The 12,607-nt window shown below is 67.1% G+C and carries 11 protein-coding genes and 1 tRNA gene; 5 read left to right on the top strand and 7 right to left on the bottom strand.

Annotation, left to right across the window (positions count from 1 at the left end):
- Positions 1 to 21: 21 nt before the first annotated feature.
- Genes AB4Y74_RS15185 through AB4Y74_RS15195 form a run of 3 tightly spaced genes read left to right on the top strand, consistent with a single transcriptional unit; the run spans position 22 to position 3,035 of the window.
- Positions 22 to 888, top strand: a complete 867-nt coding sequence (locus AB4Y74_RS15185; protein WP_441799896.1) for an enoyl-CoA hydratase/isomerase family protein — start codon at positions 22 to 24, stop codon at positions 886 to 888.
- 34 nt (positions 889 to 922) lie between these two features.
- Complete coding sequence (locus tag AB4Y74_RS15190; protein ID WP_441799897.1) at positions 923 to 2,002, top strand: sulfite oxidase; 1,080 nt, start codon at positions 923 to 925, stop codon at positions 2,000 to 2,002.
- On the top strand, positions 1,992 to 3,035 hold the full coding sequence (locus tag AB4Y74_RS15195; RefSeq protein WP_441799898.1) for a HoxN/HupN/NixA family nickel/cobalt transporter: 1,044 nt from the start codon (positions 1,992 to 1,994) through the stop codon (positions 3,033 to 3,035). The genes AB4Y74_RS15190 and AB4Y74_RS15195 overlap by 11 nt, the downstream gene beginning before the upstream one ends.
- Before the next feature lie 76 nt (positions 3,036 to 3,111).
- On the opposite strand, the gene AB4Y74_RS15200 is transcribed toward AB4Y74_RS15195, so the two are convergent.
- The 6 genes from AB4Y74_RS15200 to kdpF are packed head-to-tail and all read right to left on the bottom strand — an operon-like array spanning position 3,112 to position 10,951.
- The gene (locus tag AB4Y74_RS15200; protein WP_441799899.1) at positions 3,112 to 3,819 is read right to left on the bottom strand and encodes a response regulator; all 708 of its coding nucleotides are present in this window, start codon (positions 3,817 to 3,819) and stop codon (positions 3,112 to 3,114) included.
- Position 3,820: 1 nt separating this feature from the next.
- Complete coding sequence (locus AB4Y74_RS15205; RefSeq protein ID WP_441799900.1) at positions 3,821 to 6,376, bottom strand: ATP-binding protein; 2,556 nt, start codon at positions 6,374 to 6,376, stop codon at positions 3,821 to 3,823.
- Between the two features lie 11 nt (positions 6,377 to 6,387).
- On the bottom strand, positions 6,388 to 7,011 hold the full coding sequence (gene kdpC, locus AB4Y74_RS15210; RefSeq protein WP_441799901.1) for a K(+)-transporting ATPase subunit C: 624 nt from the start codon (positions 7,009 to 7,011) through the stop codon (positions 6,388 to 6,390).
- Positions 7,012 to 7,031: 20 nt separating this feature from the next.
- Positions 7,032 to 9,182: a potassium-transporting ATPase subunit KdpB gene (kdpB, locus tag AB4Y74_RS15215; protein ID WP_441799902.1), complete on the bottom strand. Its 2,151-nt coding sequence runs from the start codon at positions 9,180 to 9,182 to the stop codon at positions 7,032 to 7,034.
- Positions 9,183 to 9,185: 3 nt separating this feature from the next.
- Complete coding sequence (gene kdpA, locus AB4Y74_RS15220) at positions 9,186 to 10,859, bottom strand: potassium-transporting ATPase subunit KdpA (protein ID WP_441799903.1); 1,674 nt, start codon at positions 10,857 to 10,859, stop codon at positions 9,186 to 9,188.
- A 2-nt stretch (positions 10,860 to 10,861) separates the two neighbouring features.
- A complete protein-coding gene (gene kdpF, locus AB4Y74_RS15225) occupies positions 10,862 to 10,951 on the bottom strand; it encodes a K(+)-transporting ATPase subunit F (RefSeq protein ID WP_363805968.1) in 90 nt (29 codons plus the stop codon).
- Between the two features lie 213 nt (positions 10,952 to 11,164).
- Here kdpF and AB4Y74_RS15230 point away from each other — a divergent pair, with 213 nt between their 5' ends.
- On the top strand, positions 11,165 to 11,590 hold the full coding sequence (locus tag AB4Y74_RS15230) for a DUF6611 family protein (RefSeq protein ID WP_441799904.1): 426 nt from the start codon (positions 11,165 to 11,167) through the stop codon (positions 11,588 to 11,590).
- A gap of 77 nt (positions 11,591 to 11,667) precedes the next feature.
- Positions 11,668 to 11,741 (top strand) — tRNA-Gly (locus AB4Y74_RS15235).
- Here AB4Y74_RS15235 and AB4Y74_RS15240 read toward each other — a convergent pair.
- Positions 11,742 to 12,605, bottom strand: a complete 864-nt coding sequence (locus AB4Y74_RS15240; protein WP_441799905.1) for a GTP-binding protein LepA — start codon at positions 12,603 to 12,605, stop codon at positions 11,742 to 11,744.
- Between the last annotated feature and the right edge of the window lie 2 nt (positions 12,606 to 12,607).

The raw sequence follows: 12,607 nt of genomic DNA on the forward strand, positions 1-12,607 counted from the left end.
ACCCTGCGAGGAGAACACCTCATGACCGAGACCTCGACCGGTACAGAGCGCTGGAAGCTGCTCGACTTCCCGCGGCCGCCCGCTGACGCTCAAGAACCCGAATCGTCCGTCCTCGTCGACTACCGGCACGACGGGCGGATCGCCGTCATCACGCTGAACCGCCCGCACGCCGATAACGCCATCACCACCGAGATGGGTGCGCGTCTCACGCAGGCCGTCGAGGACATCGCCGTGCGGACGGCTGTCCGGGTGGTCGTACTCACCGGCGCCGGGGATCGGGCGTTCTCTGTCGGCAGCGACCTGCGGCAACGCAACAAGATGACAAAAGAGGGCTGGCTGCGCCAACGGCAGGACTTCGACCGCACCCTCTACACGGTGCGCCAGCTGCGCAAGCCGATCTTCGCCGCGGTGAACGGCATCGCCTACGGAGGCGGGTGTGAGCTCGCGCAGAGCTGCGACTTCATCATCGCGTCAGAGGGTGCCACGTTCGGGCAGCCCGAGGCGATGCTCGGCCTCTCCGCCGGCGGCGGATCGCCGGTCTTCCTCCCCCGGCTGGTCGGGCCCGGGCGCGCCATGCAGATGCTCCTGACCGGAGACCCGATCACCGCGATCGAGGCTCACCGGCTCGGCATGGTCAACGAGCTCCACCCGGCGGACCAGTTGCTCGATGCCGCCCTTCGCATCGCGGAGAAGATCGCAAGCAATTCGCCGACCGCCGTCCAAGCCGTCAAGCGCGCCGTCCAACTCGGGGAAGGGCAGCCGGTGGAGCAAGCCATCGCGATCATGATGGACGCCCACTGGCGCTCGGCCGTGCATCCCGATCGTGTCGAAGGCATCGGCGCCTTCAATGACGACCGCGAACCCGACTTCCGCGACTCCGACTACTGAACAGCATTCGACCCGGTTAAAGAGGAGACAAGCGATGGATACCAGCGCCGACCTGCGCGACACGCGCGCGGGGCTTCAACTGATCAACCCGGCACCGTACAACGCCGAGGCGCCACCCGAAGCACTGGTCGGCGAGATCACGCCAACCGACCTCCACTATGTCCGGAGCAACTTCCCGCTGCCCGAGCACGACGGGACCCTCCAGGTGGGCGGCGCGGTCGCCCGGCCCCTCACCCTCACACTCGACGACCTGCGGGCGCTGCCTTCCCACGAGCGTGCCGTGACGCTGGAGTGCGCAGGCAACGGCCGCCTCCAGATGCGCCCGTTGCCGACCGGCGAACCCTGGGGCGACTACGCCGTCTCCACCGCCCGCTGGAAGGGCGCCCTCCTCCATGACGTGCTCGCGCAAGCCGAACCGAGCGCCGAGGGCATCGACGTCCGCTTTACCGGCGCCGACCACGGCGCCTACCACCTCAAACCGGTCCTCGCTGATACGAACAGAGAGGATCTGAGCTTCGTCCGTGCGCTGCCCCTCGCCCTTGCCGCCGATCCCGGTTCCGACATCCTCATCGCCTATGAGATGAACGGGGAGCCGCTCGGTCGCGACCACGGGGCGCCCTTCCGCCTGATCGTGCCGCACTGGTACGCCGTTGCATCGGTGAAGTGGCTCAGCCGGATCGACGTGCTGACGGAGACGTTGACCGGTGAGTTCCAAACCGGCCATTACATGTACGAATGGGCCGACCGGCCGCCCGAGCCTGTCGACCTCATGCGGGTCCGAGCGCGGATCACCGCCCCTGCCGCAGGATCCACCATCCCGGCGGGCACCTGCACGGTCCGCGGCAAGGCGTGGTCCGGCAGCGGTGCCATCGCCCGGGTCGAGGTGAGTCTCACCGGTGCCGGCGAATGGTTCCCGGCGACCCTGGCGCCGCCGTCCGGCCCGTATCACTGGCAGGAGTGGACCTTCGACTGGGATGCGGTCGACGTAGGGCGGCACACCCTGCGGGTCAAGGCGACCGACGCTGCAGGGAACGGCCAGCCCGAGGTGCCGCTCTGGAACCGTCTCGGATACGGAAACAACGCGGTCGAGGTCATCTACGTCGATGTCGTCTGACGCGAGGAGTGCCGGGGCCGTCGGCCGCGCGCTCCTCTGGCCCGTCCTCGGGATGGGCGCGGTGATCCTCGTGCTCCACGTCGGCGGCCTTGCCCTGCTTCTCGGTACCACGGGGGCAGCCGTCAGGCCCACCGTTCTGGGACTGGGCCTCACGGCGTACACCCTCGGCCTGCGTCACGCCTTCGATGCGGACCACATCGCGGCCATCGACAACACCACCCGGAAGCTCGTCAACGACAGCCGCAGTCCTATATCGGTCGGGTTCTGGTTCTCGCTGGGCCACTCGAGCGTCGTTCTCGGCCTTATCCTCGCTCTCACCCTCGGAGCTCGGGTGTTGGTCGGACCCGTCACCGAGGAGAACTCGCCGCTTCACCAGATCACCGGCATCGTGGGAACGAGCGTGTCGGCGGTGTTCCTCTACGCGATCGCCGGTGTGAACCTGTTCTCGCTCCTGTCCGGCCTACGCAGCGACCGCACCGGCTCGGCAGAGGATGTGCGCCCGGGCGGCCCGCTGGTACGGCTCTTCGGCCGGGCCGTCTCGTCCATCCGGCGCCCCGGACAGATGTATCCGCTCGGAGTGCTGTTCGGGCTCGGGTTCGACACGGCAACAGAGATCGGGCTCCTCGCCATCGCTGCCACGAGCTCTGCGGCTGGGGTGGCTTGGTACACCGTGCTGGCACTCCCTCTGCTCTTCGCCGCCGGGATGTCGCTCCTCGACACGTCGGACGGCGTTCTGATGCGGTTCGCCTACAGTTGGGCATCCGGCGCGCCCCGAAGGCGATCGCGCTACAACCTGACGGTGACGGCTCTTTCTGTCAGCATGGCGCTGATCGTCGGCACGATCCAGTTGATCAACCTCCTCGGCGGCGAGTTGGGTCTCGAAGGGGCGATGTGGAGCTGGGTGCGCGGGGTCGATCTCACCGTCGTCGGGATCGGGATCGTCGCCCTGTTGCTCCTCGTCTGGTGCTCTGCTGTCGTCGTGGCCCCTCGGGCACGGACGCGACGGGAACGCGAAGAGACCGCAGAACGGTGAGCCTTGTGGCCGTTCACTCCCCTGCTCGATCGACCCTCCTACGGCCCGTAGGCGAGCGATGTCATTCCGAGCGAGTTCAGGTATCGCTTTCCTGCCCCGGGTCTGGCTGGAAGCGGTAGCCCATCCCCGGTTCGGTGAGGAGGAATTGCGGTCGGGTGGGGTCGGGTTCGAGCTTCTTGCGGAGCTGAGCGATGTACAGGCGCAGGTAGCCGGAGTCGCCCACGTGCTGTGGTCCGCGGATGTCGGACAGAATGGATCGCTGCGTGATCAGCTTGCGCGGATTGCGGAGCAGCAGCTCGAGGATCTGCCACTCAGTAGGAGTGAGCCGCACCGGCCGTTCGCCCTGCGCTGTCCGGATCAGGACGATCTTGTTCCCGAGGTCGACGGACACGTCGCCGAACCGTACGACGGGTGCGTCGGCGGCGCCGGACGCGCGGCGGGTGAGCGCCCGGATCCGAGCGAGCAGCTCGTCCGCGGAGAAGGGCTTGGCGACATAGTCGTCGGCGCCGGCATCCAGCGCGCCGACCTTGTCCGAGGAGTCGACGCGCCCGGAGACCACCAGGATGGGCACCGTGCTCCAGCCGCGGATCGCCTTGATGACGTCGAGGCCGCTCAACACCGGCATTCCGAGGTCGAGCATCACGAGGTCGGGATGCACTTCCACGATGAGGTCGAGCGCTTCCTTGCCGTTGCGCGCCAGCGAGACGCTGTAGCCGTGCGCGCTCAACATGATGCGCAGAGCACCGAGCATCTGCGGATCATCGTCGGCGACGACGAGTTTCATCTCAGGCGTCCTGTGCAGCGTCGGCCGGAGGACCTGCGGCCTGACGGGCGGTCTCCGTATCGCCCGCGCGCCCGCTGTCGTCGACGGGGAGTGCGAGCACCATCGTGAGGCCGCCAGCGGGGGTGTCCTCGGCGGCGAGCGTGCCGCCCATCCCCTCGACGAACCCCTTCGTCAGCGCGAGCCCGAGGCCGATGCCTGCACTGTTGTCCGTGTCTCCCGTCCGCTGGAATGGATGGAAGATCTCCTCTTTGCGGTCGTCGGGCACGCCGGGGCCATGGTCGGAGACCCGGAGTTCCACGTGCCCGCCGAAGGTGCTCGCACTCACCCGGGGAGGCTGTCCCTCCGGTGAGTATCGCAGTGCGTTGCTGAGCACGTTGACGAGCGCTCGCCGAAGCAGGACCGGGTCGGCCGCGACAGGGGGGAGCGTGTCGGAGACGTCGATGACGACCTCCGCGGGCTTCACCGACAGCTCATCGAGGACCGGGGGGATCAGATCCTCCAGCTCCACCGGCTGCAGCGAGACCGCAAGCACTCCGGCCTGCACGCGGCTCACGTCCAGGAGGTTCGTCAGGAGGTCGGCGAGGTCGCGGAGGCCGACCTCGGCGGTATCCAGGAGGTCGTCCTTGTCTCTCGCCGAGAGACGGCTGCCGGCGGATCGGAGACTCGTCACCGCGGCGGTCGTCGCCGCCAGAGGGCGGCGCAGGTCGTGCCCGACCGCGGCCAGCAGTGCAGTACGGACCTTGTCCGTCGCCTCCAACGGCCCCACCTCCTGTGCCGCGGTGCTCAGGTCGGCGTGCTCGAGCGCAGCCTCGAGCTGAGTGACGATGACCGAGAGCAGCCGGCGATCCGCCGCTTGCAGATCGTCGCCGTAGAGTTCGAGCGATCCCCGTGTGCCCACCGGGATGCGGGTGGGCTGCGCATCCGGCGGGATCTCACCGTCGACGCTCTCGACCCGGCCTTCGTCGGCCGTGAACCGGACCGCCTGCAGCCCGAACGCCTCGCGCGATCGGGAGACCAGCGACTGGACGGCGTCTCCGCTCCGGATGACGCTGCCGGCGATCGTGACGAGGAGTTCGGATTCCGCCGCCGCCCGTGCGGCGCTCCGTGTCCGGCGCGCCGACTGGTCGACGACGACGCTGACCAGCACGGCGATGACGATGTACAGGCCCAACGCGATCAGATGCGTCGGCCGACCGATCGTGAGGGTGTTGTACGGGCTGACGAACACGAAGTCGAGCGTCAGGCCGGAGAGCACTGCAGCGAACAACGCCGGCCAGATCCCGCCGACGAGCGCCACGACGACGACCAGCAGCTGGTAGCTCAGCGCTTCGGCGGTGAGGGAGTCACTGCTCCGGATCTGGCTGAACAGCAACGTGAGGAGGGGGCCGGCGATGAGGGCGAGCGCGAACCCGTACACCTGCCGCCGCACCCCCAGAGCGCCGGTGCGACGGAACTTCGGCAGGTTCCGGCCGCCGGCGGACGCGTGCGTGACGATGTGCACGTCGATGTCGCCGGATGCCCGGACGACCGTGGCGCCGACCCCCGACCCGGTGAGGAACGCGGTGAGCCTGCTTCGACGGGAGACCCCGATGACCAGTTGGGTCGCGTTGCTGGCCCGCGCGAAGGCGACGAGCGCCTCCGGGATGTCGGTGCCGACGACCTGGTGGTAGCTGCCGCCGAGTTCCTCGACCAGCTTGCGCTGTGCGGCAAGCGACGCCGGGTCGGCCTCCAGGAGCCCGTCCTGGCTCGCGACGTGCACGGCGAGGAGCTCGCCGCTGCCGGAACGCGCAGCCACGCGCGCCCCGCGACGAAGGAGGGTCTCCCCTTCCGGGCCGCCGGTCAACGCGACGACCACGCGTTCGCGCGCCTCCCACTTCTCCTCGATGCCGTGCTCGGCGCGGTAGCGCTGCAGTGAGTTGTCGACCTCGTCGGCCAGCCACACCAGAGTGAGCTCCCGCAACGCGGTGAGGTTGCCGAGACGGAAGTAGTTCGAGAGGGCGGCGTCGATGCGGGTGGCCGGGTAGACCTGCCCCTCCGCCAGACGGTCGCGGAGCGATTGCGGGGTCAGGTCGACGACCTCGACCTGGTCGGCGCTGCGGACGACAGAGTCGGGGATGGTCTCCCGCTGCGGGACTCCCGTGATCTGTTCGACGACGTCATTGAGCGATTCGATGTGCTGGACGTTGACGGTCGAGATCACATCGATGCCGGCGGCGAGGATCGCCTCGACATCCTGCCAGCGCTTCGCATTGGCGGACCCGGGTGCGTTGGTGTGAGCGAGTTCGTCCACCAGGGCGATCTGGGGCTTGCGTGCGATGACGGCGTCGAGGTCCATCTCCGTCAGCGTGATGCCGCGGTGCTCGACCGTCTTCCGGGGGACGAGTTCGAGGCCATCCAGGAGGGCCGCGGTGGCCTCGCGCTCGTGCGTCTCCACGACCGCGACCACCAGATCCTTGCCCAGGTCGTGCAGGCGATGCCCCTCTTCGAGCATCAGGTAGGTCTTGCCGACCCCGGGTGCTGCTCCCAGCAGCACCCGAAGCCGGCCCCGAGTCGCCATCCTCTCGCGCCCTACTTGTTACCGTCGGGGTCCATCGCCGCCAGGGCGATGTTCAGCTGCAGGACGTTGACGGTGGGCTCGCCCAGGTAGCCGAGGTCGCGCTGCTGGGTGTGACTGTCGACCAGCGCACGCACCGAGTCGGCGCTGATCCCCCGTGCCTTGGCGACGGCATCCACCTGGAGCAGCGCATAGGCGGGTGAGATGTGCGGATCCAGTCCGGATCCGGAGGCAGTCAGCGCTTCGGCGGGGATCTGGCCGGCGCTGACCCCGTCGACCCTCTCGATCGTCTGAGTGCGCTGCTGGATGGCCTTCAGGAGGTCGGGATTGTTCGGGCCCCAGTTGCTTCCGCTGGATGCTCCGGCGTCGTACCCGGTCCCTGCCGCGGACGGCCGGGACTGGAACCACTGGGGCAACGGGTTGCCCTTCTTGTCGGTGAACGACTGGCCGATCAGGCTGGAACCGACGACCTCTCCCTGGTTCGTGATCGCCGAGCCGTTGGCTTGGGCCGGCAATGCGAGCTGGCCGATCCCGGTGATGACGAGCGGGTAGACGATGCCGAGGGCGACGGTGAGGAGAGCCAAAGCCCGGAGTGCGACCCAGAATTGGCGACCGGTTCCGCGAAGTGACGCGTTCATGATGTCTTCCGTTCCGATTTCTAGAATCCGGGGATCAGGCTGACCAGAAGGTCGATCAGCTTGATTCCGATGAAGGGGGCGATGATCCCGCCGAGGCCGTAGATCAGCAGGTTGCTGCGCAACAGCAGGGATGCGGATGCCGGCCGGTAGCGCACGCCGCGGAGGGCGAGCGGGATCAGGACGACGATGATGAGCGCGTTGAAGATGATCGCCGACAGGATGGCCGACGACGGCGAATGCAACTGCATGATGTTGATCGCCTGGAGGCCGGGGAACACTCCAACGAACATCGCCGGGATGATCGCGAAGTACTTCGCGACGTCGTTGGCGATGGAGAACGTGGTGAGCGCGCCGCGCGTGATCAGCAACTGCTTGCCGATGCTGACGATGTCGATCAGCTTGGTCGGGTCGGAGTCGAGGTCGACCATGTTGCCGGCCTCTTTCGCCGCCGACGTTCCCGTGTTCATGGCCACACCGACGTCGGCCTGAGCGAGCGCCGGAGCGTCGTTCGTGCCGTCGCCGGTCATCGCGACCAGGTTTCCGCCCTCCTGCTCCTTGCGGATCAGAGCCAGCTTGTCTTCGGGGGTCGCTTCGGCGAGGAAGTCGTCGACTCCGGCTTCGGTCGCGATCGCCTGCGCCGTGATCGGGTTGTCGCCCGTGATCATGACGGTGCGGATGCCCATCCTGCGCATGTCCGCGAAGCGGTCGGCGAGTCCCGTCTTCACGATGTCCTTGAGGTAGATAGCCCCGAGGATGGTCGCCGCGCCGTTCGCGGACTTGGTTGCGACGGCCAGCGGCGTGCCGCCGGCCCGGGAGATGGCATCCACCTTCTCCTCAAGGTCGCTGAGGATCGCCGGGGCGATCGGCCCCGCCTCCTGCGCCCAGGCGATGAGCATGGACGCAGCGCCCTTGCGCACCTGGCTGCCGTCGGCGAAGTCGACACCGCTCATGCGGGTCTGCGCCGTGAACGGCACGACCTCGCCCTCCAGGTCGCCGTCGTGCACGAAGCCCTGCTGCTCGGCGAGCGCGACGACCGAGGAGCCCTCGGGGGTCGGGTCGCTGCGCGAGGCGAGCGCGGCCGCCCTGGTCAGGTCGGCCGGTTCGACCCCGAAAACCGGCGTGAACGCGGCGGCTTGGCGGTTGCCGTATGTAATCGTCCCGGTCTTGTCGAGGAGCAGGGTGGTCACGTCGCCGGCCGCTTCCACCGCGCGACCCGACATCGCGAGGACGTTGTGCTGCACCAGGCGGTCCATGCCGGCGATGCCGATCGCGGAGAGGAGCGCACCGATGGTCGTCGGGATGAGACAGACCAGCAACGCGACCAGGACCGTGACCCCGGGAGCCGCGTTCGCGAACCCTGCGACCGGGCCGAGCACGAGGACGACCACTACGAAGATGATCGTGAGTGCAGCGAGGAGGATGTTCAGCGCGATCTCGTTCGGCGTCTTCTGGCGAGAAGCTCCCTCGACGAGTTTGATCATCCGGTCGACGAACGTCTGACCCGGCTTGCTCGTGATCTTCACCACGATGCGGTCGGAGAGCACGCGCGTCCCGCCGGTGACGGCGCTGCGGTCACCGCCCGATTCGCGCACGACGGGAGCGGACTCTCCGGTGATCGCCGACTCGTCCACCGAGGCGATGCCCCAGATGATGTCGCCGTCGCCGGGGATGAGTTCCCCCGCGGTCACGACGACCACATCGCCGAGGCGAAGGTCGGCCGAAGCGACCTGGCTGACCTGCGCGTTCGTTGCCGCCGCATCCGCTTTCCCGTCGTAGTCGGCGACACGGTTGGCGACAGTCGTCGTGCGCGTCTTGCGCAGGCTGGCCGCCTGTGCCTTGCCCCGGCCCTCGGCGACCGACTCGGCGAGGTTCGCGAAGAGCACGGTCAGCCAGAGCCAGATCGCGATCGCCCAGGTGAAGCCGACCGTGACCGGTGAGCCTCCCGAGGTCTGCGGACCGAGGAACGGCTGCGCGATCGCGAGAACAGTCGTGAGCGCCGCCCCGACTTCCACGATGAACATGACGGGGTTGTGCCACATGTCCTTCGGGTTGAGCTTGCGGAATGCACCGGGAATACCGGCGATCAGCTGTCCGCCGCTGAACGCACCCTGGGGTGCCTTCCGGCCGGACGTGCCACCGCTCGATGGGGCGGTGTCTGTGAGTGTGGACATGGATCAGTGAAGCCCTTCTGCCAGGGGACCCAGCGCGAGAACGGGGAAGTAGGTGAGTGCGGCGACGATGACGACCGTGCCGACGACGAGGGTGACGAAGAGCGGGCGATGTGTCGGCAGAGTGCCTGCGGTAGCGGGTACCTTCTCCTGCCCGGCCAGCGAACCGGCAAGCGCCAGGACGAACACGATCGGCACGAAGCGGCCGAGGAACATGACGGCACCGAGTGCCGCGTTCAGCCACGGCGTGTTCGACGTGAGTCCCGCGAACGCCGAGCCGTTGTTGTTAGCGGCAGACGTGAACGCGTAGAGCACCTCGGAGAAGCCGTGCGGTCCGGGGTTCCAGATCGAGACCTTCTCGATCGTCTGTTCGACGGCGGGGATCGCGAAGCTGAGCCCGGTGCCCAGCAGCACCAGCGTCGGAGTGGTCAGGATGTAGAGGCTCGCGAGCTTGATCTCGCGAGCGCCGATTTTCTTCCCGAGGTACTCCGGCGTGCGGCCGACCATGAGACCTGCGAGGAATACCGCGATGATGGCGATGATCAGGATGCCGTAGAGCCCCGATCCGACGCCGCCGGGTGCGACTTCGCCGGTCATCATGTTCAGCATGGCGATCATCCCGCCGAGCGGCGTGTAGCTGTCGTGCATCGAGTTCACGGCCCCGGTCGAGGTCAGCGTCGTCGAGTTGGCGAACAACGTCGACCCGAGGATCCCGAACCGCTGCTCCTTGCCTTCCATCGCAGCGCCCGCCGCCTGCGTGGCGGTTCCACCGGCCTGCAGCTCGAACAGCGTCATCGAGACCAGAGTGATCACGAAGATGGTCGACATCGCGCCGAGGATGGCGTAGCCCTGACGGTTGTCGCCCACCATGCGTCCGAACGTGCGCGGCAGCGAGAACGCGATCACCAGGAGCAGGTAGATCTCGATGATGTTCGTCCACGCGGTCGGGTTCTCGAAGGGATGCGCAGAGTTGACATTGAAGAAGCCGCCGCCGTTCGTGCCGAGTTCCTTGATCGCCTCCTGCGAGGCCACCGGGCCGCCGGGGATCGTGACCGTCCCGCCGGTGATCGAGGTGACGTGCTCGAAGCCGTTGAAGTTCTGCACCGCGCCGCCGATGATCAGGACGATCGCGAACACGGCCGCCAGCGGAAGCAGGATGCGCAGGGTCGCGCGGGTCAGGTCCACCCACAGGTTGCCGACGGTGCCCGTGCGGTGCGCCGCGAAGCCGCGCACCAAGGTCATCGCCACGGCGATACCCACCGCTGCGGACAGGAAGTTCTGCACAGCCAGGCCTGCAATCTGCACCGTGTAGCCCATCGTCACCTCGGGCGAGTACGACTGCCAGTTGGTGTTGGTGACGAACGAGATCGCCGTGTTGAAGGAGAGACCCTCCGGAACGGCGGGGAGTCCCAGCGCATACGGCAGGACCTCCTGGATGCGCTGAATCAGGTACAGGAAGAGAACGCCGAGCACCGAGAAGATCAGCACGCTGCGGAGGTAGACCGGCCAGCTCTGTTCGAGGCGCGGGTTGACGCCGATGAGCCGGTAGAACCCGCGCTCGACCCGGAGGTCCTTCTTCGACGTGAAGGTGATTGCCATGTAGTCGCCGAGCGGGCGGTACGTGAGCCCGAGCAGCAGGATGAGCGTGGCGAATTGCGCCACGAAAAGCCAGACCGTCATTTCTAGAATCTCTCCGGCTTCAACAGGGCGTACACGAGGTAAGCGATCGACGCGACGGCCAGTGCCGCCGCCAGCAGGTCGAAGAAGATCACAGCTTCTCCACCCCTCGTCCGACCAGGGCGACGATCGCGCCGAGCGCGAGAATCCCCACAACGCAAATGAGGTCCAACACGGAACTTCTCCATCCGGGTCATCCGCCTCGCCGATGCCGGCGAGACGACGGGATCTGGCGCTCTGCCAGAACCACGGGCTCCATATAAGTGGACGGGAGAGCGCCGGATGCGCGTCCTAACGCAATCAATACGGTGGGGACGGAAGTCCTAACGCTTTCCCTCCGGCTGGCGCCTCTCTTCGCCCACACCTGGCCCGTCGCGGGAGCGGTCCTCAGCCTGTTCGGCCTGGTCTTCCTCAGCGATGCGGGCCCCGTGTTGAGCATGGCGACCGTACTGGTCGCCTACGTGGTCGGATTCGCCATCGCCGCGCGTCTCACCCGCGGCCTGCGTTCACGCAGCCGGAGCCTGACCGTGGCGTCGGAGTACGTCGGCGGCGAACTCCGCGAGTTCGGCGACGTCCACCTCCTGCGCGTTTCCACCTGCCTGCTCATGGACTTGGAAGCCCGGCGGAAGGCCGGGCTCGTCGGCCCCGTCGCCTACGAAGCGGAGTGGGCACAGGTCTACGACGCGCTTCCAGCCGAAATCGCACCGACGCTCAGAGCGGCGAGTAGACGGTGAGTTTGGCCAAAAACCATTGAGCGGGTAGTCTGGGCCGCAGCCTTACTTCCCAGTGTTTTACTGGGATTCCGGGCCGCGCGAGTGTAGTTCAATGGTAGAACTTCAGCTTCCCAAGCTGATAGCGCGGGTTCGATTCCCGTCACTCGCTCCACTAGTCGAAGCCGCGTTCGCGGTAGAGGTCGATGCTTTCCTTCAGCGCCTTGAGCACGTAGGGAGGAAACTCCATCCCGCTGTGCTCAGCCCAGAGCAGTTGCGCTTCGATTCGGCCGACCTCGCGTGCGTACTTCTCGAGGTCGTCGGCGAATCCGAGCACACTCGCAACCCCACCCATCTGAGCGCGATAGCGGTCTTGGCCGTTCGTGCCGACGAGGTTGTACGTCTTCTCCCTCAGAATCCGCGCCAGATAGAGCTGCCACGGTTTGAGCTCACCACTCTGGATCAGTTGGGTCGCGCTCATCCGATAGAACGCGAAGTGACCCGGTTCCTGTCGGCGGATCGGGCTGATGATCGTCTCGGCGATTGCGGCCTCGTCGAGTTGCAGCATCCCGTCGTAGAGGACGTTGTAGGCCAGCACCGCCTGTCGTTCTGTACTCGCGCCGGTCAGGTAGTAGAGCAGGCGGGCGATGTCCTGGATCGAAGAGAAGTGCGCGAGGGCACCCATGATCTTGATCGTGAAGGAGACCGTGAGTTCGGGTTGGGCCGCAGGGCGACCGAGGTCCTGCTGCAGGCGGTCGAGGATCAAGCCGTGCTGGATCTCCTGCGGCTGCCACACGTCGGCGTAGAACATGCGGTCGACTTCGTGCACGTCGGGTAGCAGAACGAGCAACTCGAGCACGTTGCGGTCGACCTCGAGCTCCACCCGGGCGAGATAGTCGATGACATGGCCGTAGCGATCGGCGACAGCCGACGGTTCGCGCACCTGGCGGTCGACCGAATCGAGTGCGATCGGCGGATGCTGCTCCCCGAGCCGTTGGACATGCTCGAGGATTCTCTGCGGAGAGATGCGATCTGTCATCA

Source organism: Leifsonia sp. RAF41, from assembly GCF_052114085.1.
In the GTDB taxonomy this organism is placed as follows: Bacteria; Actinomycetota; Actinomycetes; order Actinomycetales; family Microbacteriaceae; genus Leifsonia.

What these genes read in the sequence shown, in the direction of transcription:
- AB4Y74_RS15185 (WP_441799896.1), top strand. Translation starts at nt 22, where the DNA reads ATGACCGAGACCTCGACCGGTACAGAGCGCTGGAAGCTGCTCGACTTC.
- AB4Y74_RS15240 (WP_441799905.1), bottom strand. Translation starts at nt 12,605, where the DNA reads ATGACAGATCGCATCTCTCCGCAGAGAATCCTCGAGCATGTCCAACGG.
- kdpC (WP_441799901.1), bottom strand. Translation starts at nt 7,011, where the DNA reads ATGAACGCGTCACTTCGCGGAACCGGTCGCCAATTCTGGGTCGCACTC.
- AB4Y74_RS15205 (WP_441799900.1), bottom strand. Translation starts at nt 6,376, where the DNA reads ATGGCGACTCGGGGCCGGCTTCGGGTGCTGCTGGGAGCAGCACCCGGG.
- kdpA (WP_441799903.1), bottom strand. Translation starts at nt 10,859, where the DNA reads ATGACGGTCTGGCTTTTCGTGGCGCAATTCGCCACGCTCATCCTGCTG.
- AB4Y74_RS15190 (WP_441799897.1), top strand. Translation starts at nt 923, where the DNA reads ATGGATACCAGCGCCGACCTGCGCGACACGCGCGCGGGGCTTCAACTG.
- kdpB (WP_441799902.1), bottom strand. Translation starts at nt 9,182, where the DNA reads ATGTCCACACTCACAGACACCGCCCCATCGAGCGGTGGCACGTCCGGC.
- AB4Y74_RS15195 (WP_441799898.1), top strand. Translation starts at nt 1,992, where the DNA reads ATGTCGTCTGACGCGAGGAGTGCCGGGGCCGTCGGCCGCGCGCTCCTC.
- AB4Y74_RS15200 (WP_441799899.1), bottom strand. Translation starts at nt 3,819, where the DNA reads ATGAAACTCGTCGTCGCCGACGATGATCCGCAGATGCTCGGTGCTCTG.